This is a genomic window from Micromonospora sp. WMMD754 (genome assembly GCF_049315235.1).
GTDB classification, from domain to species: domain Bacteria; phylum Actinomycetota; class Actinomycetes; order Mycobacteriales; family Micromonosporaceae; genus Micromonospora; species Micromonospora sediminicola.
On the sequence record NZ_CP186058.1, the window covers coordinates 5,459,178 to 5,480,918 of the forward strand.

The 21,741-nt window shown below is 74.4% G+C and carries 24 protein-coding genes; 14 read left to right on the forward strand and 10 right to left on the reverse strand.

What is annotated here, in order from left to right:
• Window positions 1–3: 3 nt before the first annotated feature.
• The 3 genes from ACN27B_RS25640 to ACN27B_RS25650 form a co-directional block, all read right to left on the reverse strand.
• Window positions 4–993 (reverse strand): ABC transporter permease, encoded by a 990-nt coding sequence (locus tag ACN27B_RS25640; protein ID WP_091574343.1) that lies wholly within the window; start codon window positions 991–993, stop codon window positions 4–6.
• A gap of 61 nt (window positions 994–1,054) precedes the next feature.
• Window positions 1,055–2,800: an ABC transporter substrate-binding protein gene (locus tag ACN27B_RS25645; RefSeq protein WP_099160887.1), complete on the reverse strand. Its 1,746-nt coding sequence runs from the start codon at window positions 2,798–2,800 to the stop codon at window positions 1,055–1,057.
• Window positions 2,801–2,862: 62 nt separating this feature from the next.
• Window positions 2,863–3,894, reverse strand: coding sequence for an ABC transporter permease (locus ACN27B_RS25650; RefSeq protein ID WP_422741735.1), 1,032 nt, complete (start codon window positions 3,892–3,894; stop codon window positions 2,863–2,865).
• Between the two features lie 405 nt (window positions 3,895–4,299).
• Between ACN27B_RS25650 and ACN27B_RS25655 the strand changes: the two genes are divergently transcribed.
• The 4 genes from ACN27B_RS25655 (at window position 4,300) to ACN27B_RS25670 (ending at window position 6,652) form a co-directional block, all read left to right on the forward strand.
• Complete coding sequence (locus ACN27B_RS25655) at window positions 4,300–4,710, forward strand: SSI family serine proteinase inhibitor (RefSeq protein WP_355527192.1); 411 nt, start codon at window positions 4,300–4,302, stop codon at window positions 4,708–4,710.
• Window positions 4,711–4,730: 20 nt separating this feature from the next.
• Window positions 4,731–5,738, forward strand: coding sequence for a pentapeptide repeat-containing protein (locus tag ACN27B_RS25660; RefSeq protein WP_422741736.1), 1,008 nt, complete (start codon window positions 4,731–4,733; stop codon window positions 5,736–5,738).
• A 380-nt stretch (window positions 5,739–6,118) separates the two neighbouring features.
• Complete coding sequence (locus tag ACN27B_RS25665) at window positions 6,119–6,355, forward strand: preprotein translocase YidC (RefSeq protein WP_091574339.1); 237 nt, start codon at window positions 6,119–6,121, stop codon at window positions 6,353–6,355.
• A gap of 36 nt (window positions 6,356–6,391) precedes the next feature.
• Complete coding sequence (locus ACN27B_RS25670; protein ID WP_091574338.1) at window positions 6,392–6,652, forward strand: hypothetical protein; 261 nt, start codon at window positions 6,392–6,394, stop codon at window positions 6,650–6,652.
• On the opposite strand, the gene rnhA is transcribed toward ACN27B_RS25670, so the two are convergent.
• Window positions 6,571–7,140: a ribonuclease HI gene (rnhA, locus tag ACN27B_RS25675; protein WP_091574337.1), complete on the reverse strand. Its 570-nt coding sequence runs from the start codon at window positions 7,138–7,140 to the stop codon at window positions 6,571–6,573. The two genes, ACN27B_RS25670 and rnhA, sit on opposite strands and share 82 nt — an antisense overlap.
• Before the next feature lie 70 nt (window positions 7,141–7,210).
• On the opposite strand from rnhA, the gene ACN27B_RS25680 reads away from it, so the two are divergent.
• Genes ACN27B_RS25680 through ACN27B_RS25690 form a run of 3 tightly spaced genes read left to right on the forward strand, consistent with a single transcriptional unit; the run spans window position 7,211 to window position 9,750 of the window.
• Window positions 7,211–7,984: a tyrosine-protein phosphatase gene (locus tag ACN27B_RS25680; RefSeq protein ID WP_099160883.1), complete on the forward strand. Its 774-nt coding sequence runs from the start codon at window positions 7,211–7,213 to the stop codon at window positions 7,982–7,984.
• A gap of 2 nt (window positions 7,985–7,986) precedes the next feature.
• On the forward strand, window positions 7,987–9,135 hold the full coding sequence (locus ACN27B_RS25685; protein WP_253866419.1) for a serine hydrolase domain-containing protein: 1,149 nt from the start codon (window positions 7,987–7,989) through the stop codon (window positions 9,133–9,135).
• 33 nt (window positions 9,136–9,168) lie between these two features.
• Window positions 9,169–9,750, forward strand: a complete 582-nt coding sequence (locus tag ACN27B_RS25690; protein ID WP_099160882.1) for a DinB family protein — start codon at window positions 9,169–9,171, stop codon at window positions 9,748–9,750.
• 12 nt (window positions 9,751–9,762) lie between these two features.
• Here the strand turns inward: ACN27B_RS25690 and ACN27B_RS25695 are convergent, their stop codons facing one another.
• Window positions 9,763–10,986: a lycopene cyclase family protein gene (locus ACN27B_RS25695; RefSeq protein WP_422741737.1), complete on the reverse strand. Its 1,224-nt coding sequence runs from the start codon at window positions 10,984–10,986 to the stop codon at window positions 9,763–9,765.
• An 81-nt stretch (window positions 10,987–11,067) separates the two neighbouring features.
• On the opposite strand from ACN27B_RS25695, the gene ACN27B_RS25700 reads away from it, so the two are divergent.
• Complete coding sequence (locus ACN27B_RS25700) at window positions 11,068–12,135, forward strand: Gfo/Idh/MocA family protein (protein ID WP_422741738.1); 1,068 nt, start codon at window positions 11,068–11,070, stop codon at window positions 12,133–12,135.
• A gap of 3 nt (window positions 12,136–12,138) precedes the next feature.
• Here ACN27B_RS25700 and ACN27B_RS25705 read toward each other — a convergent pair whose 3' ends face one another.
• The 4 genes from ACN27B_RS25705 to ACN27B_RS25720 form a co-directional block, all read right to left on the reverse strand.
• Complete coding sequence (locus tag ACN27B_RS25705) at window positions 12,139–13,389, reverse strand: MFS transporter (RefSeq protein ID WP_355522962.1); 1,251 nt, start codon at window positions 13,387–13,389, stop codon at window positions 12,139–12,141.
• 124 nt (window positions 13,390–13,513) lie between these two features.
• Window positions 13,514–14,461, reverse strand: a complete 948-nt coding sequence (locus ACN27B_RS25710; RefSeq protein WP_422741739.1) for a hypothetical protein — start codon at window positions 14,459–14,461, stop codon at window positions 13,514–13,516.
• A gap of 58 nt (window positions 14,462–14,519) precedes the next feature.
• Window positions 14,520–15,677, reverse strand: a complete 1,158-nt coding sequence (locus ACN27B_RS25715) for an RNA polymerase sigma factor (protein WP_099160877.1) — start codon at window positions 15,675–15,677, stop codon at window positions 14,520–14,522.
• An 8-nt stretch (window positions 15,678–15,685) separates the two neighbouring features.
• Window positions 15,686–16,096, reverse strand: coding sequence for a YciI family protein (locus ACN27B_RS25720; protein WP_099160876.1), 411 nt, complete (start codon window positions 16,094–16,096; stop codon window positions 15,686–15,688).
• Between the two features lie 222 nt (window positions 16,097–16,318).
• On the opposite strand from ACN27B_RS25720, the gene ACN27B_RS25725 reads away from it, so the two are divergent.
• Complete coding sequence (locus ACN27B_RS25725; protein ID WP_099160875.1) at window positions 16,319–17,143, forward strand: ArsR/SmtB family transcription factor; 825 nt, start codon at window positions 16,319–16,321, stop codon at window positions 17,141–17,143.
• 60 nt (window positions 17,144–17,203) lie between these two features.
• Here ACN27B_RS25725 and ACN27B_RS25730 read toward each other — a convergent pair whose 3' ends face one another.
• Window positions 17,204–17,623 carry a DUF6069 family protein gene (locus tag ACN27B_RS25730; protein ID WP_099160874.1) on the reverse strand — a complete coding sequence of 140 codons (420 nt, stop codon included), beginning with the start codon at window positions 17,621–17,623 and terminating at the stop codon, window positions 17,204–17,206.
• A 174-nt stretch (window positions 17,624–17,797) separates the two neighbouring features.
• Between ACN27B_RS25730 and ACN27B_RS25735 the strand changes: the two genes are divergently transcribed.
• The 5 genes from ACN27B_RS25735 to ACN27B_RS25755 all read left to right on the forward strand — a co-directional run bounded on the left by ACN27B_RS25735 (window position 17,798) and on the right by ACN27B_RS25755 (window position 21,698).
• Window positions 17,798–18,904, forward strand: a complete 1,107-nt coding sequence (locus ACN27B_RS25735) for a sensor histidine kinase (RefSeq protein WP_422741740.1) — start codon at window positions 17,798–17,800, stop codon at window positions 18,902–18,904.
• Window positions 18,905–19,018: 114 nt separating this feature from the next.
• Window positions 19,019–19,714: a response regulator gene (locus ACN27B_RS25740; protein ID WP_099160872.1), complete on the forward strand. Its 696-nt coding sequence runs from the start codon at window positions 19,019–19,021 to the stop codon at window positions 19,712–19,714.
• A gap of 29 nt (window positions 19,715–19,743) precedes the next feature.
• On the forward strand, window positions 19,744–20,223 hold the full coding sequence (locus tag ACN27B_RS25745; RefSeq protein ID WP_422741741.1) for a hypothetical protein: 480 nt from the start codon (window positions 19,744–19,746) through the stop codon (window positions 20,221–20,223).
• Window positions 20,224–20,475: 252 nt separating this feature from the next.
• Window positions 20,476–20,961, forward strand: a complete 486-nt coding sequence (locus ACN27B_RS25750; protein ID WP_091574324.1) for a hypothetical protein — start codon at window positions 20,476–20,478, stop codon at window positions 20,959–20,961.
• 86 nt (window positions 20,962–21,047) lie between these two features.
• On the forward strand, window positions 21,048–21,698 hold the full coding sequence (locus ACN27B_RS25755; RefSeq protein WP_396822745.1) for a class F sortase: 651 nt from the start codon (window positions 21,048–21,050) through the stop codon (window positions 21,696–21,698).
• Window positions 21,699–21,741 lie beyond the last annotated feature (43 nt).

The following is a 21,741-nucleotide window of genomic DNA, read 5'->3' on the forward strand; positions in this document are numbered from 1 at the left end:
CCGTCAGTTCAGCCGGACGCGCGGGTCGATGACCGCGTACAGCACGTCGACGACGATGTTGGCGACCACGATGAACACCGCCGCCAGCAGCACGGTCGCCATCACCACCGGCAGGTTGAGGAACTGCACCGCCTCCACGGTGGCCTTGCCGAGACCCTGGAGGCCGAAGATGGTCTCGGTGATGAACGTGCCGCCCAGACTGGTGCCGATGTCCAGCCCGGCGATGGTGACGATCGGGGTGATCGCCGCGCGCAACGCGTGCCGGGTGTGCACCTGCCGCGCGGAGAGCCCCTTGGCCCGGGCGGTCCGCACGAAGTCCTCGGACAGCGTCTCCAGCATCTGCGCCCGGGACAGCCGGGCATAGAGCGCCGAGTTGAGGAAGCCCAGCGTCATCCAGGGCAGCAGCAGGCCGGCCGCCCACCGCAGCGGGCTCTCGGTCAGCGGCGTGTAGCTGGGGAACGGCAACAGCCCGGTGGAGTAGACCAACAGGTAGAGCAGGATCAGCCCGAAGAAGTAGACCTGCATGGACGCCCCGGCGAGCGTGACGCCGATCGCGGCGCGGTCGAACGCCGTACCCCGGCGCAGCGCCGACACCATGCCCAGGGAGACGCCCAGGGCCAGCCAGAGCACGGCGCCGCCGAGGACGATGCTGAACGTCACCGGGGCGCGTTGGGCGACGATCTCGGTGACCGGTTGGTTGTTGCGGAACGAGAAACCGAGGCAGGGCGCCGGACAGTCCTGGCGGAAGTCGCCCTCGCCGTAGGTGCGACCGACGAACACGCCCCGGACGAAGTCCGTGTACTGCCGGGGCAGCGGACGGTCGATGCCGAGCCGCTGCTCGACCTGGGCGATGTCCGCGGCCGTGCAGTTCTTGCCGCACATCACCTTCGCCGGGCTGCTCGGCACCGCGAAGAAGAGACCGAAGGTGACCAGGCTGATGACGACCAGGGTCAGGACGGCGACGAGCAGCCGTCGGACGACGAAACGGAGCACGGGAAACACCTCCCCCGGATGGGGCGGGGACGGCCGGCGTGGCCGCCCCCGCCGACGACGGTCACTGCTTCACGTAGATGCCGTTGAGCGAGATGATGCCGAACGCGTCACTGAGGAAGGCGTTGCCGACCTTCGAGCCGTGCAACTCGTAGGTGGCGTCGTAGTAGCAGGGCACGACCGGGGCGTACTCCTCCATGATCTTGCGGTCGAGCGCCATCCAACCGGCGTCCTGCTCCGCGGCGGGCAGGTTGCGGACCCGGTCGATCTCCGCGCTGACCGACGGCTGGTTCAGGTACGACAGGTTCTGGTTGCCCTCGGCCACGATCTCGCGGCCGTCGTAGACCGGCGGGATGACGGTCGAGCCGGTCGGCCAGTCGGAACCCCAGCCGCTGAGGTAGATGTCGTACGGGTTGTCCTTGCGGCCGATCTCGTCGTAGTAGCTGCTGTTGTCGATCGGCTTCATCACGACGTCGAAGCCCATGTCGGTGAGGTTCTTGCGCAACGCCTCGGCCTGCTGGGTCCGCAGCTCCAGGTTGGAGTGCGCCAGCACCAGCTTGGGCCGCTTGCCGGCGAGCAGCTCGGTGACCTTGGCCTTGTCCCCGGTGACCGGGGCGTTGAACAGGTCGTACTTGGCGAAGCCGGCGGTGGTCGGTGACATCAGCGTGGTGGCCGGCGTGCCGGCGGCCTGACCGCCGAGCACCTTGAGCAGGGCGTCCTTGTCGACGGCGTAGTTCAACGCCCGGCGTACGCCCAGGTCGGTGACCCGCTGCGTGTTGATGCTCAGCACCCAGTTGTACTGCGTCGGGCCCTTCACCACCCGGTCGACGACGCCGGCCCCGGTGGTCCGGGGCAGCACGGACGGCGGCACGTCGGACCAGCTCAGCGCCGCCTGGTCGGCCGCGCCGTCGGCGACCAGGCGCTCGGCGATCTGGGCCTGCTCGAGCCCGAACGTCATCCGGATCGCGTCCGGGTAGGCGTTGCGGATCGGGTCGGTCGCCGGGTCCCAGTTCGGGTTGCGCTCCAACTCCAGGGCGACGTCACGCTGGTAGGACTTCACCTGGTACGGACCGGACGAGAAGGGCCGCAGGTCGTAGCCGGCCCGGGTGTCCTTCGCGGCGGGCACCGGCGCGCTGGTGGGCAGCGCGGCCGCGTACGGCAGGTCGCAGTGCGCCTGCGGGAAGGTGAACCGGACGGTCCGGTCGTCGGGCGTCTCCACGCCGTCGGGCACCGGCTTGCCCCCGTCGTACGGCCCCTTGTAGGTGGCGTTGTACACCCCGCCCGGGTAGAGCCACTGCTGGATGTAGTGCGGGCCCTCGTTGAGGTTCGACGCGAACGACCGGGCGATGCCGTGGGCGACGTCCTTGCTGGTCACCGCCGAACCGTCCTCGTACTTCACGCCGTCGCGGAGGGTGAACTCCCAGACCTTGCAGTCGCCGTTGACGTCCTTGCCGGGGTTGGTCGCCAGGTCGCCGACGAGCAGCAGCCTGCCGCTGCCGTCCTCCTTGTAGCCGTTGAGGGCGCGGTAGAGCAGGCCGCCGGCGACCTGCTGCACGTTGACGTAGTTGCGGGCCGGGTCGAGGTGTTCGAAGTCGGCCGGTTGCATGACGGTCAGCGTGCCGCCCCGGGTCGCCCCGTCCACAGCCTTCGCCGGGCCCTTGTTGTCGGCGGCCTCGTAGGAGATCGAGCCACTCTGGGTCTTCGTCTCCTGGTCGTCGCCGCCGCCGTCGTCGGTGGTGGGGCTGCAGCCGGCGGCGACCAGTGCCGCCGCGGCGAGGACACCGGTCAGTGTCCGGGTTCGTGTGCGCACGGTGTGCTCCCTTCCTCGCCCGGTCGGCCCCCGCCGGCCGGGCACGTGAATGGCCGTGGGGACTACCGGGTGGAGCGGGGGTCCAGCGAGTCGCGCAGGGCGTCACCGAGCAGGTTGAACGCCAGGACCAGCAGGAAGATCGTCAACCCGGGGAACAGGGTGTACCAGGGGTCGCTCGCGACGTAGCCGATGCTGTTGAAGATCATGCGGCCCAGGTCGGGCGTGGGTTCGGTGACGCCGATGTTGACGAACGCCAGGGCCGCCTCGATCGCGATGAACTGGGGCACCATCAGCGAGACGGTGACCAGGATCGGCGCCCAGATGTTCGGCAGCAGCTGACGCAGCAGGATGTGCCCGGTGCCGGCGCCGGCGGCCCGGGCGGCCTCGACGAACTCCCGCTCCCGCAGGGAGATCACCTGCCCGCGCACCAGGCGCGCCGTGTACGTCCAGCTGAACAACCCGAACGTGGCGACGATCAGGGCCACCCGGAACGCCGGCGACGGCGCCTCCCGGTCGGTGTAGAAGCGGTCCTGCAGGATCGGGATCACGGCGAGCGCGAAGATGAGGAACGGGAACGCCAGGGTGAGGTCGATCAGCCAGTTGACGACGCTGTCCAGCCACCCTCGGGCCCACCCGGCCAGGACGCCGACCGCGACCCCGATGCACGACGCCACGGCAGCCGACGCGAATGCGATGAACAGGGACGTGCGCAGGCCGTAGACCAATTGGAGCAGGATGTCGCGACCACTGCCCGGCTCCAGCCCGAGCCAATGGTCGGCGCTGATTCCACCGGCGTAACCGATCGGCATTCCGAAATCGTTGAGCCGGTCGACGAACTTGTCGGTCGGGTCGATTCCGGTGAGGCGGCTCAGCAGCGGCGCCCCGAGTGCGACCAGGGCGGCGACGGTCAGCGTGACGGCGCTGGCCCGGGCCGTGCGGTCCCGCTTGAGACGCAGCCAGGCGAGCTGGTTCGGCGACCGACCGACGAATTCGCGGCGGCCGGTGGGCGGTGTGTTCCCGGCCTCGACCGCCGGTTCCCCCGCGCCCGGACGGCCGGGTTCGGTCAAGGACGGCGGGTGGGAAAGGTCGCTCATGGGGAGTCCTCCCGACGGGGTCGAAAACGCCCTGCCACCCGACGGTAATGCGCACTCCGACACCGAAAGGAATCGTTACGGTAACGGCCGTTCCGGTTGTCGTGCATTGACAACGATCCGGCCTACGGAAAGCATCGGCGCAATAACGGCGCGATTCGGTTGTCAGCCGTTCAGGTATCCGTTCCCCGTTTTCGGAATGCGGTGCGCCGGAGCGCGGACACGGTTGTCAGCCGATCGGGCATTCCCGAGCGCCGATGTCACAGACACCGTCCGCTCGGGCCGGACGGTGTAACACTTCGTGACGCTTCGCGTTCACACCGTCCACCTAGGGTTCTCGGCGGCCCGGTTCACCCGACGTCCGGGCCGCCATCGGCCCACACCCGGGCCCCGACGGAAGGACCACCCATGCCCTTCGCCCGACGTACCGCCGCCCTGGCCCTGGCCGCCGCGCTCGGCGGCCTCGCCGCGGTGACCGCCGCCGGACCGGCAGGCGCGGCGCCGCGCCCCGGCCCCGAGACGCCCTCGGTGCTGCTGCTCACCGTCGACGCCGGTGACGCCGACGTCCGCGCCACCGTGCTCGTCTGCGGGCCCGCCGGCGGCCTGCACCCCGACCCGGTCGCCGCCTGCCGGCTGGTCGCCCGCGTCGACGGCCACCTCGACGCGCTCGACGTCGACGCCGACCCCTGCACCTCCCAGTACGCCCCGGTGGTCGCCCGGGCGGTGGGCTTCTGGCAGGACCGCCCGGTCACCTACACCCGCACCTTCGCCAACGCCTGCCTGCTGCGCCGCGCCACCGCCACCCTCTTCACCTTCTGACCCACCCGACTCCGTCGATCATGAAGTTGGCGGCATCCGGGGACCGATATGTCGCCGCCAACTTCATGATCGACGCCCGGGGCGGGGGTGGGTGGGGGTGTGGGATCGGCGGGCGGACAATGGGCGGGGGCTGGGCGGGCGTTGGTTCGGGAGGAGATGCGGTGGTGGCGAGCGGCGGGGTCGCGGGAACGCGCGAGCTGCGGGCGGACTGCGCGCGATGCGCGGGCGTCTGCTGCGTCGCGCCGGCGTTCGCCGCTTCGGCCGACTTCGCCGTCGACAAGCCGGCCGGGCAGCCGTGCCCGAACCTGCGCGCCGACTCGCGCTGCGGCATCCACGCCGAGCTGCGGCAACGGGGCTTCCCGGGGTGCACCGTCTTCGACTGCTTCGGCGCCGGCCAGCACCTCACCCAGGGCACCTTCGCCGGCCGCGACTGGCGGACCGACCCGGCCACCGCGCGGCGGATGTTCGACACGTTCGCGGTGCTGCGACCGCTGCACGAGCTGCTCTGGTACCTGACCGAGGCGGTCCGCCTCACCCCGCCCGGCCCGCTGCGCGACGACCTGACCGCCGCGCTGGACGAGACCGGCCGACTCACCGACGGGACCCCGGAGGAACTGCTCGCCCTCGACGTCGACGCCCACCGGAACACGGTCAACCGGCTGTTGTCGCGCGCCGGCGAGCAGGCCCGCGCCGGCCGGGCCGGGACCGACCGGCGGGGCGCGATGCTGATCGGCGTCGACCTGCGGGGCGCCGCGTTGACCGGGGCGAACCTGCGGGGCGCCTGTCTGATCGGGGCGGACCTGCGCGGCGTGCGGCTCGGCGCCGCCGACCTGACCGGCGCGGACCTGCGCGGGGCCGACCTGCGCGGCGCCGACCTGGGCGAGTGCCTGTTCACGCACCAGTCCCAGCTCGACGCCGCACGCGGCGACCACCGCACGGTCCTTCCGCCCGGCCTGCGCCGCCCCGCGCACTGGTCCCTGACCGTCACCCCGACGCGCCCGCCCCGCGCCCGTCGACGGTCCCGCTGACCCCACCCCTCCCCCACCCGCCCGTCGGCCCCGCCACCCCACCCACCGACACGGACACACGGCCTCGCGACAGCCTCGCACTCGCGTTGATCAAGGAGTTCGCGTCGGTTCGACGGCGATCCACCGCGCAAACGCCTTGATCAACGCGGACGCGACGGTCGTGCGCCCCGACGGCCTGGTCCGGGATCTTGGTACGGGGCGGCGCTCATGGGGGCGCCTGCGTACCAAGATCTCCAGCGCGTTCCGGAATTCGGGACGCTGGTCCCGTGCTGCGGGAAGGGGAGGCGGGGCGGGGGCGGCGGGTGGGGTGGGGTGGGGTTTTTCTGGGGTGGGGGCGGGTAGGCGGCGGGGACGGCGCTCGACCGACGGGAGGCGGACCGGTGGGATATCGGGCACGCGACGGTGAGGAACCGGTCGACCCGGCGCACGCCGAGGACGAGGCGGGGCAGGTCCCCCTGGTCCAGGTGGCGGCGGACACGGACGTGCCGGCCCCCGCACCGGACGCGCCGCCACCGGACGAGGTGACCGAGGACGACGGGTCCGGGATGGCCGGCGGAGCCTCCGGCAGCAGTTCCGGCGGCTCCTCGATGCCGACCCACCCCGACGCGGCCCGCTGAACGTTTGCCGCCACCCGCTTCGGGCAGGAGTGCGACATGACCAGTGAAGAGTCCTTCGGCCGCGCCACCACCGACGAACCGGACGGCGCCACCGCGTACGAGGCGTCCCTGCGGCCGCCGGGTGAATCCCTGCACAGCACCGACGACACCGGCGACGACTTCGCCGACCTGCCGGCCGAGGACCGGCGCTCGGCGCGGGACACCAGCCGGGCCGGCTACGACGTGGACGCGGTCTCCGGCACCGCCGACCCGGCCGACGGGCCGGAGGAGATCGAGGAGGGCCGCCCGCTGCGCTGAGCGGACGCCGCGCGCGGGGTGGCCGGTGCGCCGCCCCGCGCCTCGGTCATGCCCCGGTTGGCCAGCGCGTCGGCGCGTTCGTTCTCCGGGTGCCCGTTGTGCCCCTTGACCCACAGCCAGGTGACGTCGTGCCGGGCGCACGCGGCCTCCAGCTGCTGCCACAGGTCGGCGTTCTTCACCGGCTGCTTGGCCGCGGTCAGCCAGCCGTTGCGCTTCCACGCGTTCAGCCAGCCGGTGATGCCGTTTCGCACGTAGGTGCTGTCGGTGTGCAGGCGGACGGTGACCGGGCGGGTCAGGCTCTCCAGCGCCCGGATGGCGGCGGTCAGCTCCATCCGGTTGTTGGTGGTGGGGGTCGCCTCGCCGCCGCACAGCTCCCGCTCGTGCCCGCCCCAGCGCAGCACCGCGCCCCAGCCGCCGGGCCCGGGATTGCCGCTGCACGCGCCGTCGGTCCAGATCTCCACGACCCGGCCGGAATCCGCCTCCGCCATGCCCGGCAACCTACCGGGTACGCCGTCCGGCGGGACCACCCGACCCGCCGCCGGCGGCTAGCGTGCCGACATGCCCGTACCCCCGCCGTTCGACACCCTGTGCAACTTCCGTGACCTCGGTGGCCGGCGCACCGTCGACGGCCGTGCCGTCGCCCGGGGCCGGCTCTACCGCTCCGACTCCCTGGCCAAGCTCGCCGGTGAGGACCTGACCCGGTTCGCGGCGCTCGGTGTCCGCACCGTGATCGACCTGCGCTACCCGTGGGAGATCGCCGAGCGCGGCCGGGCCCCGGAGAGCCTCGGCGTGACCTGGCACAACCTCAGCATCGAGCACCGCCCCTACGTCCAGGCCGACATCGACCCCGACGTCGACCCGTGGCGCCACCTGGCCGACCGGTACGCCGAGGTGGCCGAGGACGGCGTGGTCGAGCTGCGCGCGGCGCTGGAGGTGATCGCCCACGGTGAGCACCCGCTGGTGTTCCACTGTGCCTCCGGCAAGGACCGCACCGGGCTGCTCGCCGCGCTGGTGCTCGCCCTGCTCGGGGTGGACGACGACCAGATCGCGGCCGACTTCGCGGCGACCGAGCAGGCGACCGGGCGGCTGGTCGCCGAGTGGCGGGACCGCAACGGGGGCGCGTCGCCGCGCTGGCCCGCGTACGGGCGGGCGCCGGCCGAGATCATCCGGTTGGTGCTGGCCGACCTGGTGGCGGCGCACGGCTCGGTGCGCGGCTACGTCACCGGGCGGCTGGGCGTCGGCGAGGAGACGATCGCGGCGCTGCGCGCCCGGCTGCTCACCGACGACGGAAAACCGGACGACGACGACACCGCGCTCTGGCAGGCTCCCTGATCATGGACAACCGGTGGGACGGCCTGCGGGCCGAGGTACGCGCCGCGCTCGACGACCTGGTCACCTCCGGACGGGAGGCCGGCGTCCAGGTGGCCGCCTACCTCGACGGCACGTCGATCGTCGAGGAGCAGGCCGGGCTCGCCGACACCGGCACCGGGCGGCCGATGACCGCCGACACCCCGGTGCACGCGGTCTCCACCGGCAAGGGCCTGACCGCCACCGTGGTGCACGTGCTGGCCGAGCAGGGCCGGCTCGACGAGGACCTGCCGCTGGCCCGGGTGTGGCCGGAGTTCGCCCGACACGGCAAGGACGGCATCACGCTGCGGCACGTGCTCACCCACACCGCCGGCCTGCCCGCCCTGCCCGCCGACGTCACCCCGGACGACTTCACCGACTGGTCCCGGATGTGCGCGCTGCTCGCCGACGCGGAGCCGCTGTGGGCGCCCGGCGAGCGACTGGCGTACCACGCCTGGACCTGGGGGTGGCTGGTCGGCGAGGTGGTCCGCCGGGTCACCGGCAGATCGGTGTCGCAGGTGCTCGCCGAGGAGGTCGCCGGGCCGCTCGGCGTGACCCGGGAGCTGTTCCTCGCCGTGCCGCAGGCGGAGCTGCCCCGGCTGGCGCGGCTGGAGGACGCCGGCCTGTCCGCGCTGATGACCTGGGCCGGGGCGAACCTGCCCCACTTCGACGCGGTGGCCCCGCCGGGGGTCCGCCCGGACACGGTCATCGGCAGCCGTCCCGACGTGCTGCGTGCCGAGGTGCCGTCGGTGGGCACGATGAGCGCCCGCGCGGCGGCCCGGATGTACGCGGCGCTGCTCGGCCCGGTCGACGGCGTCCGACTCGTCTCCCCCGACCGGCTGCGCGCGATGTCCGCCCCGGCGGTCCGCGCGCCGGAGTGGGTGTTCGGGCAGGAGAGCACGTTCGGGCTGGGCTACGCCGTCGACGACGACGGGTCGTTCGGCACCGCCGGCAGCGGCGGCAGCCTCGCGTTCGCGTACCCGGAACTGGGGTTGACCGTGGCGGCGGTGCGCAACCGGCTCGGCGCGGGCGACGGCGACCCGATGGAACGGCTGCGGGTGCTGGTACGCGACCGGGTGGCCGCCGAACCGGGTCGGGGCCCTGCCGGTCGTTGCGGACCACGTGCGGGATCTTGAGACCACGAGTAGCCCATGGCAGGCTCATGCCGCATGATCGATGATTTCGCGAAAGCCAACCTGCACGGGAGGCTGCGGCGGGACCGCAAGGCGCTGCTCTGGAAACTCGACGGCTTGTCTGAATACGACGCCCGCCGACCTTTGACAGCAACCGGGACCAACCTCCTCGGCCTGGTCAAGCACGTGGCCACCGTCGAGGCCAGGTACTTCGGCGAGGTCTTCGACCGCCCTTCCCCGGAACCGCTGCCCCGGTGGCAGGACTCCGACGGCAGCGATCTGTGGGCGACCGAGGACGAGACACGCGATCAGATCATCGCGTTCTACCGGCGCACGTGGGAAGACTCGGACGCGACGATCAACGCGCTTCCCCTCGACGCCCCCGGTCACGTGCCGTGGTGGCCGGAGCCTCATGCCGACACGAACCTGTTCGCCATCATGGTCCATGTCCTCGGCGAGTCCATCCGGCATGCCGGGCACGCCGACATCCTGCGCGAGGGCCTCGACGGCCGGACCGGGTTGCGCGCCGAACACGAGAACCCGATCGACGAGGAAACCCGTGCGGCCTACTGCGCGAAGATCGAGCAGGCCGCCAGGTCGGCTGACGAGGCGGCCTGACCATCACGATCATCACCGAGTGGATCTGACCGGCTCATGAGACACGCCTCGGTCGCGGCGCAGCCGGGCGCGCAGCCGCCCGGCGGCGTCGCCGAACACCGCGCCGGTCATCGGCAGCAGCGGGCTGGACCGCATCACCGCCAGGTCCTCCGCCGGGGTGGTGGCGCCGTCGAGGAAGCGCAACACCCGCTCCGGCGGGTTCCGGTCGAACAGCCGGTCGAAGAACCCCACCCCGTCCACGTACCCCCGGTCCAGCGCGCGCAGCGCCACCGCGTCCATCCAGCGGTGCCGTCCCGGGTACGCCGGCGCGGGCACCGGCGGCCGGCCGGCGGCCAACGCGCGGGCCACCTGGTCGGCCTGGCGGAGCATGGCGGAGAACGTGAAACCGGTGGACGGGCGGGTGGCCCCGCCGGCGGTGCCCAGCCGCACCACACGCGGACTCGGGCGGGCGACGAACGGGCCGTCGGTCATCGGGATGACCCCGTTCTCCACCTCCCGCACCCGCAGCGCGGTCAGGTCCAACCCGGTCAGCGCGGCGTAGCCGCGCAGCGCCGCGTCGTAGCCGGCGTCGTCGAGCAGCGCCGGCCCGAACTCGGTGTACTCGACGAGGGCGAACCGGTCGTCGACCGGCAGCACGTAGCCGAAGGAGACCCCGCGCCGCGGCTGCGGGGTCCGGAAGTCCATCAGCACCGCCCGGCCCGGGTCGAACGTCGGCCGGTCGGCCGCCAGCCACCAGCCCCGGAAGTGCTGCAACCAGCTCGTGCGTCCCGGCCGGGACGGTGGACGCGGGCGGGAGTCGAGCACCCAGCCTGCCCGCACCAGCGGGCGTCCCTCCGGATCGCACACGGTGACCCGGTGCCCGTCGTCGCGCAGCTCCCCCGCCGGCGCGCCGATGCGGACCGCGTCCAGCCGCCGCTCCGCCTCGGCAGCCCGGTCGTAGACCGGGGCGGAGCGGAGCATGGCGTACCGCAGCGGGTCCAGCGACAGGACGCGGCGGCCGGCCGGCGTGACCACGTCGACCTGCGACCAGCTCGCGCTCAGCAGCGGGTCGAGGTCGTCGCCGGGCAGGCCCCAGAACGCCCAGGTGCGGTCCTGACCACGCTTGCGCACCGGGTCGACCACGGCGACCCGCAGGCCGCTCACCCCGTGCCGGTCCAGGGCGGCCAGGACCAGGGAGGCGGCGCCACCGCCGCCGACCAGCGCGAGGTCGACGTCGGCCGGGGAGGATGCGTGCACCCGCCCACGCTGTCACACCGCCGGTGAGCACCGCCGGGGACCCCGCCGCCCGCCGCCGGCGCGCCGCGTAGATTCGGCCGCATGACACGGGCGCCGCTGCGGGTGGGGTTGCTGGGGTACGGCATCGCCGGACGGGTGTTCCACGCCCCGCTGATCGCCACCACCGACGGGCTGCGGCTGGACGCGGTGGTGACCCGCGACCCGCAGCGTCGCGCGCAGGCCCGCGCCGAGCACCCCGACGCCCGCGTGGTCGACGACGCCGAAACGCTGTGGCGGTCCGCCGCCACCCTCGACCTGGTGGTGGTGGCCACGCCGAACCGGCAGCACGTGCCGCTGGCCCGCGCCGCGGTCGCGGCCGGGCTGCCGGTGGTGGTGGACAAGCCGATCGCGCCCACCGCCGCGCAGGGCCGCTCGCTGGTGACCGAGGCCGCGGCCGCCGGGGTGCCGCTGACGGTGTTCCAGAACCGGCGCTGGGACGGCGACTTCCGCACCGTACGCCGCCTCGTCGAGGCCGGGGAGCTGGGCCGGGTCACCCGCTTCGAGTCGCGGTTCGAACGCTGGCGGCCGGAGATCAAGCCGGGCTGGCGGGAGAGCGCCGCGCCCGACGAGGCCGGTGGCGCGCTGTTCGACCTCGGCGCCCACCTGGTCGACCAGGCGGTGCAGCTGTTCGGCCCGGTGGACCGCGTCTACGCCGAGGTGGACCGGCGACGGCCGGGCGCCGAGGTCGACGACGACGCGTTCGTCGCGCTCACCCACCGCACCGGCGTGCGCTCGCACCTGTGGATGGGCGCGGTGACCGCGCAGCTCGGCCCGCGCTTCCGGGTGCTCGGCGACCGGGCCGCCTGGACCAGCTGGGGACTGGACCCGCAGGAGGCCGCGCTGCGCGACGGCCGGCGGCCCGGCGAGCCCGGGTGGGGCGAGGTCGACCCGGAGCGCTACGGCCGGCTCGGCGCCGACGGCGACCTGCGGGCCGTGCCCACCGAGGCCGGCCGCTACCAGGACTTCTACGCCGCCGTCGCGGCGGCGCTGCGCGACGGCGGGCCGCTGCCGGTGGACCCGGCGGACTCCGTCGCCGTGGTCGAGCTGATCGAGCTGGCCCACCGGGCCGCCGCGCAGGGCGTCACACTGCCGGTGCCACCGCTGCCCTGAGTGTCACCGGGCCGCCGGCAGCGACGGCTCCGGCGCCGGATCGGCGTACGCGGCAGCCACCACCGCCCGGTCGAACACCCGCCACGTCGCGGCCGTCACCGCGACCGCCACCACGAACCCCACCCAGTACGGCGCGGTGATGCCGTAGCGGGCGGCCACCACCCCGCCGAGCAGCGCGCCGACGCAGTTGCCGCCGGCCGCGATGAACAGGTTCGTGCTGCCCACCCGACCCATCAGAGCCGTCGGGGTGAGGCGCTGGCGCAACGAGTTCGCCACGATGTTCCACAGCGCACTGTGCACCCCGAACGCGAACAACGCCAGCCCGACCACCACCGCGCTGCGGGAGGCGGCCAGCGCCAGGTGCAGGACGGCCTCGATCAGCAGACCCACCCGGACCGTCCAGGTGGCGGTGATCGCGGCGACCAACCGGTCGCCGACCACCGAGCCGAGCAGACCGCCCACCGCCATGCACGTGAACAACGCGCCGTAGCCGACCGAGCCGAGACCCAGCCGTTCGGTGGCCAGCAGCACCAGCACCGCGAGCGCCGCGGTCAGCGTGACGTTGAGCAGCCCGATCAGCATCGTCATGGTGCGCAGCAGCCGCTGCGACAGCAACCACCGGAACCCCTCCGCGATCTCCGCCCGCGCCGAGCGCGGCCCGGTCGGCTTCCCCGCCCCCCGGTACGTGCCGGCGAGCAGACCGACGAGCACGGCGCTGAGCGCGTACGTGCCGGCGTTGAGCGCGAACGGCGCCGCCGCCGCGAGCACGAACAGGAAGCCGCCCAGCGGGCCGGCGACCATGTTCTGCGTGACCTGGGTGCCGCCGTTGAGCCAACCGTTGGCCCGCTCCAGCCGGGACCGCGGCACCACCGCCGGCAGGACCGCCTGGGCGGCGGTGCGGAACACCACCTCGCCGGTGTTGACCACGAACAGCACCACGTAGAGCAGCGCCACCCCGGCCCGGTCGGTGAGCATCGCGGCGGCCAGCACGACCAGCGCGACGACCCGCACCCAGTCGATGAGCACCATCAGCCGACGCCGGTCCACCCGGTCGGCCAGCACGCCACCGGGCAGCGCGAACAGCAGCCACGGCAGCCACGACACCGCCGCGCCGGCGGAGACCACCAGCGGGTCGTCGGTGCGCGACGCCACGTACAGCGGGGCGGCCACGGTGGCCGTGCCGCTGCCCAGCGCGGACAGCGTGCTCGCGGTCCACAGGCGGGCGAAGCGCCCGCCGAGCCGTTCCCCCGTCACGACGAGGCAAGCTACCAGCGGCGACGCGCCGAGCCGAGCGGATTACCGCCGCCAGGCCAGCACCGCCGGGGCCAGCGGATCGGTCAGGTCCAGCACCATGTCGGCCCGCTCCCCGGGGCGCTGCTCACGGACGGCTCCCGGTGTCCCAGCCGGGCGCGAGACGGACGGCGAGCCGCTCCCACTCCCGCGATCCCCCGCGCACCGGCCACGCGGTGGTCCGGCCCTCGGCGCGGACCGCCTCGGCCGCCCCCTCGGCGAGCCCTCGGGACTCGACGGCGAGTCGGGCCGCCGGGACGTCGGCCGCCTCCAGGTGGCGCATCCGCCGCACGTAGCCGTCGATCTCGTGACGCATCCGGTCGGCACCCTGGTCTGTCGGCGCGAGCACCAGGACGTCGGGCGGGCCGCCCTCGGCCAGTGCGGCGACCGTCCGGTCGTGGCCGTCGAGCAGCACCAGGGTCTGCAACCCGCTCACCCACCACAGCAGCACGGGCGGAAGCACACCGGCGCGGGCCTGCCGCCGCCAGGCGCGTACCCGACCGTGGCCGGCCGGCGCCAGCCGGCGCATCGGGAGCACGTCCCGCACGTCGTCGTCGGGGTCGCCGTAACCGAACCACGTGACGTGTCCGCGATCCGGGTCGACCCGGGTGAGCCGGTCCCAGTGGGTGGCGACGCTCCAGCCGGGCATGCCGGCGGCGAGCGTCCATCGGCCCCGGTGCAACGGCCCGTCCTGGTCGGCCGCGCCCAGCCAGTCGGCGAACCGATGCGTCCAGCGCATCGCCCGCGCGGCGGCGTCCGGGCTGGCCTCCTGGGCCCGTCTCGCGGCAGCGGCGGTGATCGGCGGCAGCGGCGAGCGGTAGTCACCGGTTCGGGCGTAGCGCACGCCGTGGTGGCGCGCGCCCTGGCGGGCGAGCAGGACGATCCGCTCCGCCTGCCGGATGAGGAGCCGACCGCCCCCGGCCGCCTCCACCCGCAGCCCCGGACTGGCCGGTGCGGCCGCCGTCAGCGACACGCCGAGCCCGATCGGCAGCGTCTCCCGCACGAGCCCGCCGCTCCCCCGCGACCCCGGTCCCATCCGCCCAGGGTGCCCGACCCACCCCGCTGCCCGCACCCCGGTTACCCCGGCCCGTCGGTCACGAGGGCGGGGTCGGGGGCGGGGTCGTGTTGAGGCGGGCGGCCTGGCGGGTCAGGTGGTCGCGTTCGGCCAGGTTGAGGGCCTTGCGGGCCGCCTCGGCGTAGAGCCGCGCGGCCGTGGACCGGTCGCCGTCGCGTTCGTGCAGGTACGCGGCGACCGCGGTGTGCCGGGGCACCGTGTCGTCGAGCGCGGCGAGCGCGGCCAGCCCGGCCCGCGGGCCGTCCGCCTCGCCGACCGCCACCGCCCGGTTCAGCCGGACGACCGGACTGTCGGTGAGGCGGACCAGTTCGTCGTACCACTCGACGATCTGCACCCAGTCGGTCTCCGCCGCGGTGGGCGCGTCGGCGTGCAGGGCCGCGACGGCGGCCTGGGCCTGGAACTCGCCCAGCCGGTCGCGGGACAGGGCGGTCTGCAGGATCGCCACCCCCTCGGTGATCAGGCCGGTGTCCCAGCGGCGGCGGTCCTGCTCGGCCAGCGGCACCAGGCTGCCGTCGGGCGCGGTCCGGCTGGCCCGGCGTGCGTGGTGCAGCAGCATCAGCGCGAGCAGCCCGGCCACCTCCGGGTGGTCGACGGCGGCGGCGAGCTGCCGGGTCAGCCGGATCGCCTCGGCGGCCAGGTCGACGTCGCCGGAGTAGCCCTCGTTGAAGACCAGGTAGAGCACGCGCAGCACGGTGGCGACGTCACCGGGCTGGTCGAACCGTACGCCGGCGACGGTGCGCTTGGCCCGGCTGATCCGCTGCGCCATGGTCGCCTCCGGCACCAGGTACGCCCGGGCGATCTGGCGGGTGGTGAGACCGCCGACGGCGCGCAACGTGAGCGCGACCGCCGCCGACGGCGTCAGCGACGGGTGGGCGCAGAGGAAGTAGAGCTGCAGTGTGTCGTCCACGCCGGACACCGGGCCCGGCGGCGGTTCCTCGTCCACCACGTCCTCCCGTCGACGCCGGGCGGCGTCGGCGCGGGCGGTGTCGAGGAACCGGCGCCAGGCCACGGTGACCAGCCACGCCCTCGGGTCGCGCGGCGGGTCGGCCGGCCAGACGCGCCACGCCTCGACCAGCGCGTCCTGCACGGCGTCCTCGGCCGCCGCGAAGTCGACCCCGCGGCGGACGAGGACCCCGAGGACGACCGGGGTGAGGTTCCGGAGCAGAACCTCGTCCATCGGAGCGGTCACTCCGTGATGGTGGGCGGCGCGGTCATGAACGGCCGGATCTCCAGCCACTCGTGGATGGGCCGGCCGCCCTGTCCCGGCGCGGCCGACAGCTCGGCGGCGAGTTCGAGGGCCCGCTCGTAGCTGTCCACGTCGATCACCATCCAGCCGGCGATCAGGTCCTTCGTCTCGGCGAACGGGCCGTCGGTGACCGGCGGGCGCCCCTCGCCGTCGTAGCGCACGAACGTGCCCTCCGGGGCGAGCGCCTCGGAGTCGACGAACTCGCCGGACTCCTCCAGCCGGGCCGCGAAGTCCTTCATGTACTGCACGTGCGCCGAGAACTCCTCCGGCGTCCACCGGTCGAACTGCGGCATGTCGACGACCGGGGTCGGACCGCCGCGGTAGTGCTTCAGCAGCAGGTACTTCGCCATGGTGACTCTCCTCGGATCGGGTGCGGCCATTCTGACCGCGTTCACCCGGGGGACGGAGCCGGCCACCCGTTCTCGACATCCGCGGCGTGGAAATCGTCGTCGGCCTCACTCCCCCTCAGGCATCCTAGGAGGCTAGCTTCGGGTGGACAGGCAGCCGCCGGGATGCATATGCTTCGGATGAGCAGCCCTGGGGTTGCCTTTTCCCGGTGAGTGGAGTGACGGGTGGACGACGTTTTCCGGGCGCTGGCCGACCCCAGCCGGCGACGCCTGCTCGACCGCCTGAACGCCCGCAACGGCCAGAGCCTGCGCGAGCTGTGCGCCGGGCTGGACATGAGCCGGCAGTCGGTGAGCAAGCACCTCGCGGTGCTGGAGGCCGCCGGCCTGGTCACCACCATCAGGCGGGGGCGGGAGAAGCTGCACCACCTCGACGCCGCCCCCATCAACGCGGTGGCCGACCGCTGGATCGGCCGCTACCACCGGGAGCGCGCCCGCGCCCTCGCCGACCTGCGGACAGCATTGGAGCGGCAGCCCATGGAGAGCCCCACGTTCGTCTACACCACCTACGTCCGGACCACGCCCGAGCGGCTCTGGCAGGCCCTGACCGAGCCCGCGTTCACCCGCCGCTACTGGGGCGGCGTCACGCTCGTCTCCGACTGGCGGGCCGGCTCGCCGCTGCTCTGGCAGGACACGCCGGACGCCGAGCCGCGCGACCTCGGTCAGCGGGTGCTCGTCGCCGAACCGTACCGACGGCTCGCGTACACCTGGCACGGCTTCCAGCCCGAGCACGCCGCGCACTTCGGGTGGTCCGACGAGGAACTGGCCGCCCGGCTCGGCGAGCGCCGGTCCACGGTCACGTTCGACCTCGTGCCGCAGGGCGGGACCGTCCGGCTGACCGTGATCCACGACGACTTCTCGCCGGACAGCGAGATGTACCGGGCGATCAGCGGACAACTCGACGGCAGCGGAGGCTGGCCGGAACTGCTGGCCAGCCTCAAGAGCCTGCTGGAGACCGGCGAGCCGCTGCCGGAGCCGGTCGCGGCCGGCTGACCCGCGCGGCCCGGGCCCGGAGCCGCCCGCCCCCGTCGCGGCGGTCCCGGGCCCGGCCGGTCAACGGCCGGCGGTACGCCGCAGCCCGGGCACCAGCACGGCGGCGGCCACCAGGTGCAGGGACACCAGCGTGACCGTCGCCGCCGACCCGACGCCCGCGCCCACCGGCCCGAGCAGCGACAGCGCCAGCACCAGCACGGCGACCACCGTCCAGACCGGCCGGGCCCGGGCGGTGAGCCGCTCCAGCAGGGCCAGCAACGCCCAACCGGCCAGCCCGGCGAGCAGCGTGCTGACGGCGACGGCCACCGGCGTGACCCGCTGCGCGGCGCCGCCACCACCACGCGCGGTCAGCTCCACCCCGGCGAGCGGCACCGCGACCGCCCAGCCGAGCAGCGTGGCGGCGGTGGCGGCGAGCACGGTGAGCAGCCGGTCGCGGCGGCGGGCCGGGCGGACGGCGGTGCTCGGAATCGTGGTCTCCATCGGCGCGTACCTCCGGTTCGGTGGGATCGACTGCGACGACGCTAGGGCCGGCGACGGGTCGGGCGGATCGCGCCGGCGACCGGTTCCGGTCTCCGTCCCGGGGACCACTGACGGCCGGGATCTCCGTCTCGCGGCCGATGAGGGCCGGCCGGCCGGCGGCCTAGCATCCGGGTCATGAGGTGTGCGTCTTCCCGGCCACGGTTCCTGCTGCTGCTCGACGGCGGCATCGCCGCCGCCTGCTTCGTCGTGTCCCTGCTCGTGCTGCTGACGTCCGACGCCGGCCCGACCACGGCGGGCGGGACCGCCGTCGCGGTCGGCCTCGCCGCGCTGCAGGCCAGCTGTCTGCTGTGGATCCGGCGCCGACCCGGGTACGCCCTTGCGGTCGCCGCGCTGGCCGGCGTCGGCCTGGAGGCGCTCTGCCCGCAGCTCGGCTGGCTCGGGTTGGTGGCGGCGCCGCTGTCCTACGTCGCCCGGCTGCGCCCGCCCCGGTTCTCCCTCGTGGCCCTCGCGCTGCTGGTGGCGCCCACGCCCTGGAAGCTGGTCACCGGTGGCTGGCGGGACATGCTGCTCGCCGTCACCGCGCTGGGGCTCAGCTGGGCGGTCGGCGAGCTGATGCGCGCCCGGGAGCAGCGCCGCTGCGCGTGGGAGCGGCAGGTACGCGCGGTCGAGCGGGAACGGATCTCCCGGGAGCTGCACGACGTGGTGGCCCACCACGTGGCGGTGATCGCGGTGCAGGCCGTCGCCGCCGAGGACGTCTTCGACCAGCAGCCGGAGCAGGCCCGCGCGGCGCTCGGGTCGATCCACGTGGCGGCCCGGTCGGCGCTGACCGAGCTGCGGGCCATGCTGCACGCGCTGACCGCCGACGAGGGGTCCGATCCGGACGCGCCGCAGCCGGGGCTGGCCCAGCTCGACGCGCTCGTCGACGCCGTGCGGGCGGTGGGCCTGCCGGTGACGTTGCGCCGCGAGGGAAACGGCGAGGCGCTGCCCGGCGGGGTGCAGCTGTCGGCGTACCGGATCGTGCAGGAGTCGCTGACCAACGCGCTGCGGCACGGGCACGCCACCCGCGCCAACGTCGACGTCCGGTACGACGGCGGCGTGCTCCGCCTGGAGGTGGTCAACGACGGCGCGGCGCCGGCCCGCCGGTCCGGGACGAGCGAGGGGCGCGGCATCGTCGGCATGCGGGAGCGGGCCCGGCTGCTCGGTGGCACGCTCGACGCCGGCCCGCTGCCCGCCGGCGGCTTCCGGGTACGGGCGCAGCTGCCGGTGGGGGCGGCCCGGTGAGCGCGAGGAGTGAGCCGGTGTTGCGAGCCCCGCAGTCGCGAACGGAAGGTGGCCGGTGAGCGCGAGGAGTGAGCCGGTGTTGCGAGCCCCGCAGTCGCGAACGGAAGGTGGCCGATGAGCGAGCCGGACGGAGGGCAGGCGCGCATCCGCGTGGTGGTGGCCGACGACCAGGAGCTGATCCGCGCCGGGTTACGGATGGTCCTCGACGCCCGGCCGGACCTGACCGTGGTCGGTGAGGCCGCGGACGGCGTCGAGGCGGTCACGGTGGCGACCCGTACCCGCCCGGACGTGGTGCTGATGGACGTGCGGATGCCCCGCCAGGACGGCATCGCCGCCACCCGGGAGCTGGTGGCCGCCGGCAGTCCCGCCCGGGTCGTCATGCTCACCACGTTCGACGTCGACGAACACGTCTACGCCGCGCTGCGCGCCGGGGCCAGCGCCTTCCTGCTCAAGGACACCCGACCGGCCGACCTGGCCGAGGCGGTACGGGTGGTGGCCCGGGGCGACGCCCTGCTGGCGCCGACCGTGACGCGGCGGCTGCTGGACCGGTTCGCCGGCCGGCTGCCCGGCCCGGCGCCCACCGCCGACCGCGCGCTCGCGGCGTTGACCGCCCGTGAGGTGGAGGTGCTCACGCTGACCGCCCGGGCGCTGTCCAACGCGGAGATCGCCGCCCGGCTGCACCTGAGCACCGCCACGGTGAAGACCCACGTCTCCGCGATCCTCACCAAGCTCGGCCTGCGGGACCGGATCCAGGCGGTGGTCCTCGCCTACGACACCGGACTGGTCCGGCCGGAACCGCCGGCCGGGTGAGCCGCACGCACACGACCACGGGGGACGACATGAGCGACATGACACTGCACCGCACCGGACGTCGACTCTGGACGCTGACCACGGCGGGCACACCGCGCGGCACGCTGCGCGCCGGCCGGGGCCTGGTCTGCGCCGACGCGACCACCGCCGAGGGCACCTGGTCGTTGCGGGCGCTGGGCCGGCGGCAGCTCCGGATCACCGCCGGGCCACCGGACGCGCCGGTACTCGTCCTGGAGCCGCCACTGGCCCGGTGGGCCGGCACGGACGCACCGGCCGGGTGGAGCACGCCGCGCGGCTTCCGGCGGTACGAGGGCGTCCTGACCCGTCCCGGCGGCCGGGTCGCCGCCCGCACCTCGACCCGTGCGGGCGCGCCGGTCGACGTCGACCTGATCGGGCGGCACCCCGATCTCGTCGTGCTCACGGTGTGCTTCGCGCTGCTGGCGAGGCGCCGGCGGGACCGGGCGAGGGCACTGCTGGTCGCCGCGATGACCTCGCACGGCCCGACCTGACCCCGCCCACGAACTCCGCCGAAGCCGGCGGGAACGGACGGACGGTGACGAACGGGCACGCCGTACGCAGGTGCGGGCCGTCCTCGTCGGAGAGGCGGGAGGGTGGACACCGGACGGCAACGAAGATTTCTCAATTACCCCCAGTGACCGCCGCAACCCTCCTAGTGTTGGCCACACCGGTGCTAGTCACGGAGTTGGCCACCCGAACGACGTCCCACGCAGACAGCGGACGAAAAGTGAGGGAAGACGCGGATGAAGGCACAGTCATTTCTCGGACCGGCGGCGGTCGGCGTGGGCCTCGGCGCACTGCTGCTCCCGGCCGCCGCGCTGGCGGACACCAGAGTCTCACCCGCCACCACCCCGGTCGGTGGCACCGTCGTGCTCACCACGACGTGCAACCCGAACGCCGGTGACGCGATCTTCCGGGTCACCGGGCCCGACCGGGACCAGAACGTCCGGTCCACCACGGCGGCCGCGGGTGGCGGGCTGAGCGCCGAGCTGTTCACCGCCGGCTTCACGCTCGGCACGTACACGGTCGCCTCGACCTGCGGCGACGGCAGCGACGGCGGCAGCGCCACGTTCACCGTCACCCCGATCGGTGGCGCGCAGGCCGGCGCCGGCGGCCGGGACGGCGACACCGGCGTCCTGGTCGCGGGCGGCGCGCTGGCCGCCGGCGCGCTCGCCGGCGGGGCGTACGTGGTGTTCCGTCGCCGGCGCCGGGCGGGCGCCACCGCCTGACGGCTCGCCGCGGCATCGTCGAACGGGGGCGCCCGCGCCGGCACGGCCGGCGCGGGCGCCCCGTCCACGTCGCACGGAGGTGGGATCTGTCCTCGTCAGAGCGCCGGACGGGCGGCCCGTCGCGGGTCCGCACCGTCGCCGTCGTCACCGCCGTCACCCTCGCCGGCGCCACCGGCGCCGGGCTGGTCTCGGCCGGTCTCGGCAGCACCTCGGCGTCACCGCCCCAACCCGGAGCCTCCGCCGCGCCGACCACCGAACGTCCGGGCGCGGCCGGCCCGGCGCTCCCCCGGTCGACACCGGTGCGGGTGGTCATCCCCCGCATCGGGGTGGACGCCGACATCGTCCCGGTCGCCACCGACGACGACGGCGCGCTGGAGGTGCCGCCGCTGGAGCGCCCGGAGGTCGCCGGCTGGTACCACCCCGGCCCCGCGCCCGGCGAGTCCGGCAACGCCGTGCTGGTCGGGCACGTCGACTCGCAGCACGGCCCGGCGGTCTTCTTCGACCTCGGCCGGCTGCGCCCCGGCGACACCGTCCGGGTGGTCCGCGCCGACGGTCGCACCGCCGTGTTCACGGTGGACGGTGTCGGGGCGTACCCGAAGCAGCGGTTCCCCACCGAGCGGGTGTACGGCGGCGGCGCGGCGTCCCGGCTGCGCCTGATCACCTGCGGCGGGCGCTTCGACCCGCGTACCGGCAACTATCCCGACAACATCGTCGTCTTCGCCACCGCCGTCCGCTGACGCGGGCCGGACACCGCCGCCGCGCCGCGGGCCGTACGGTAGG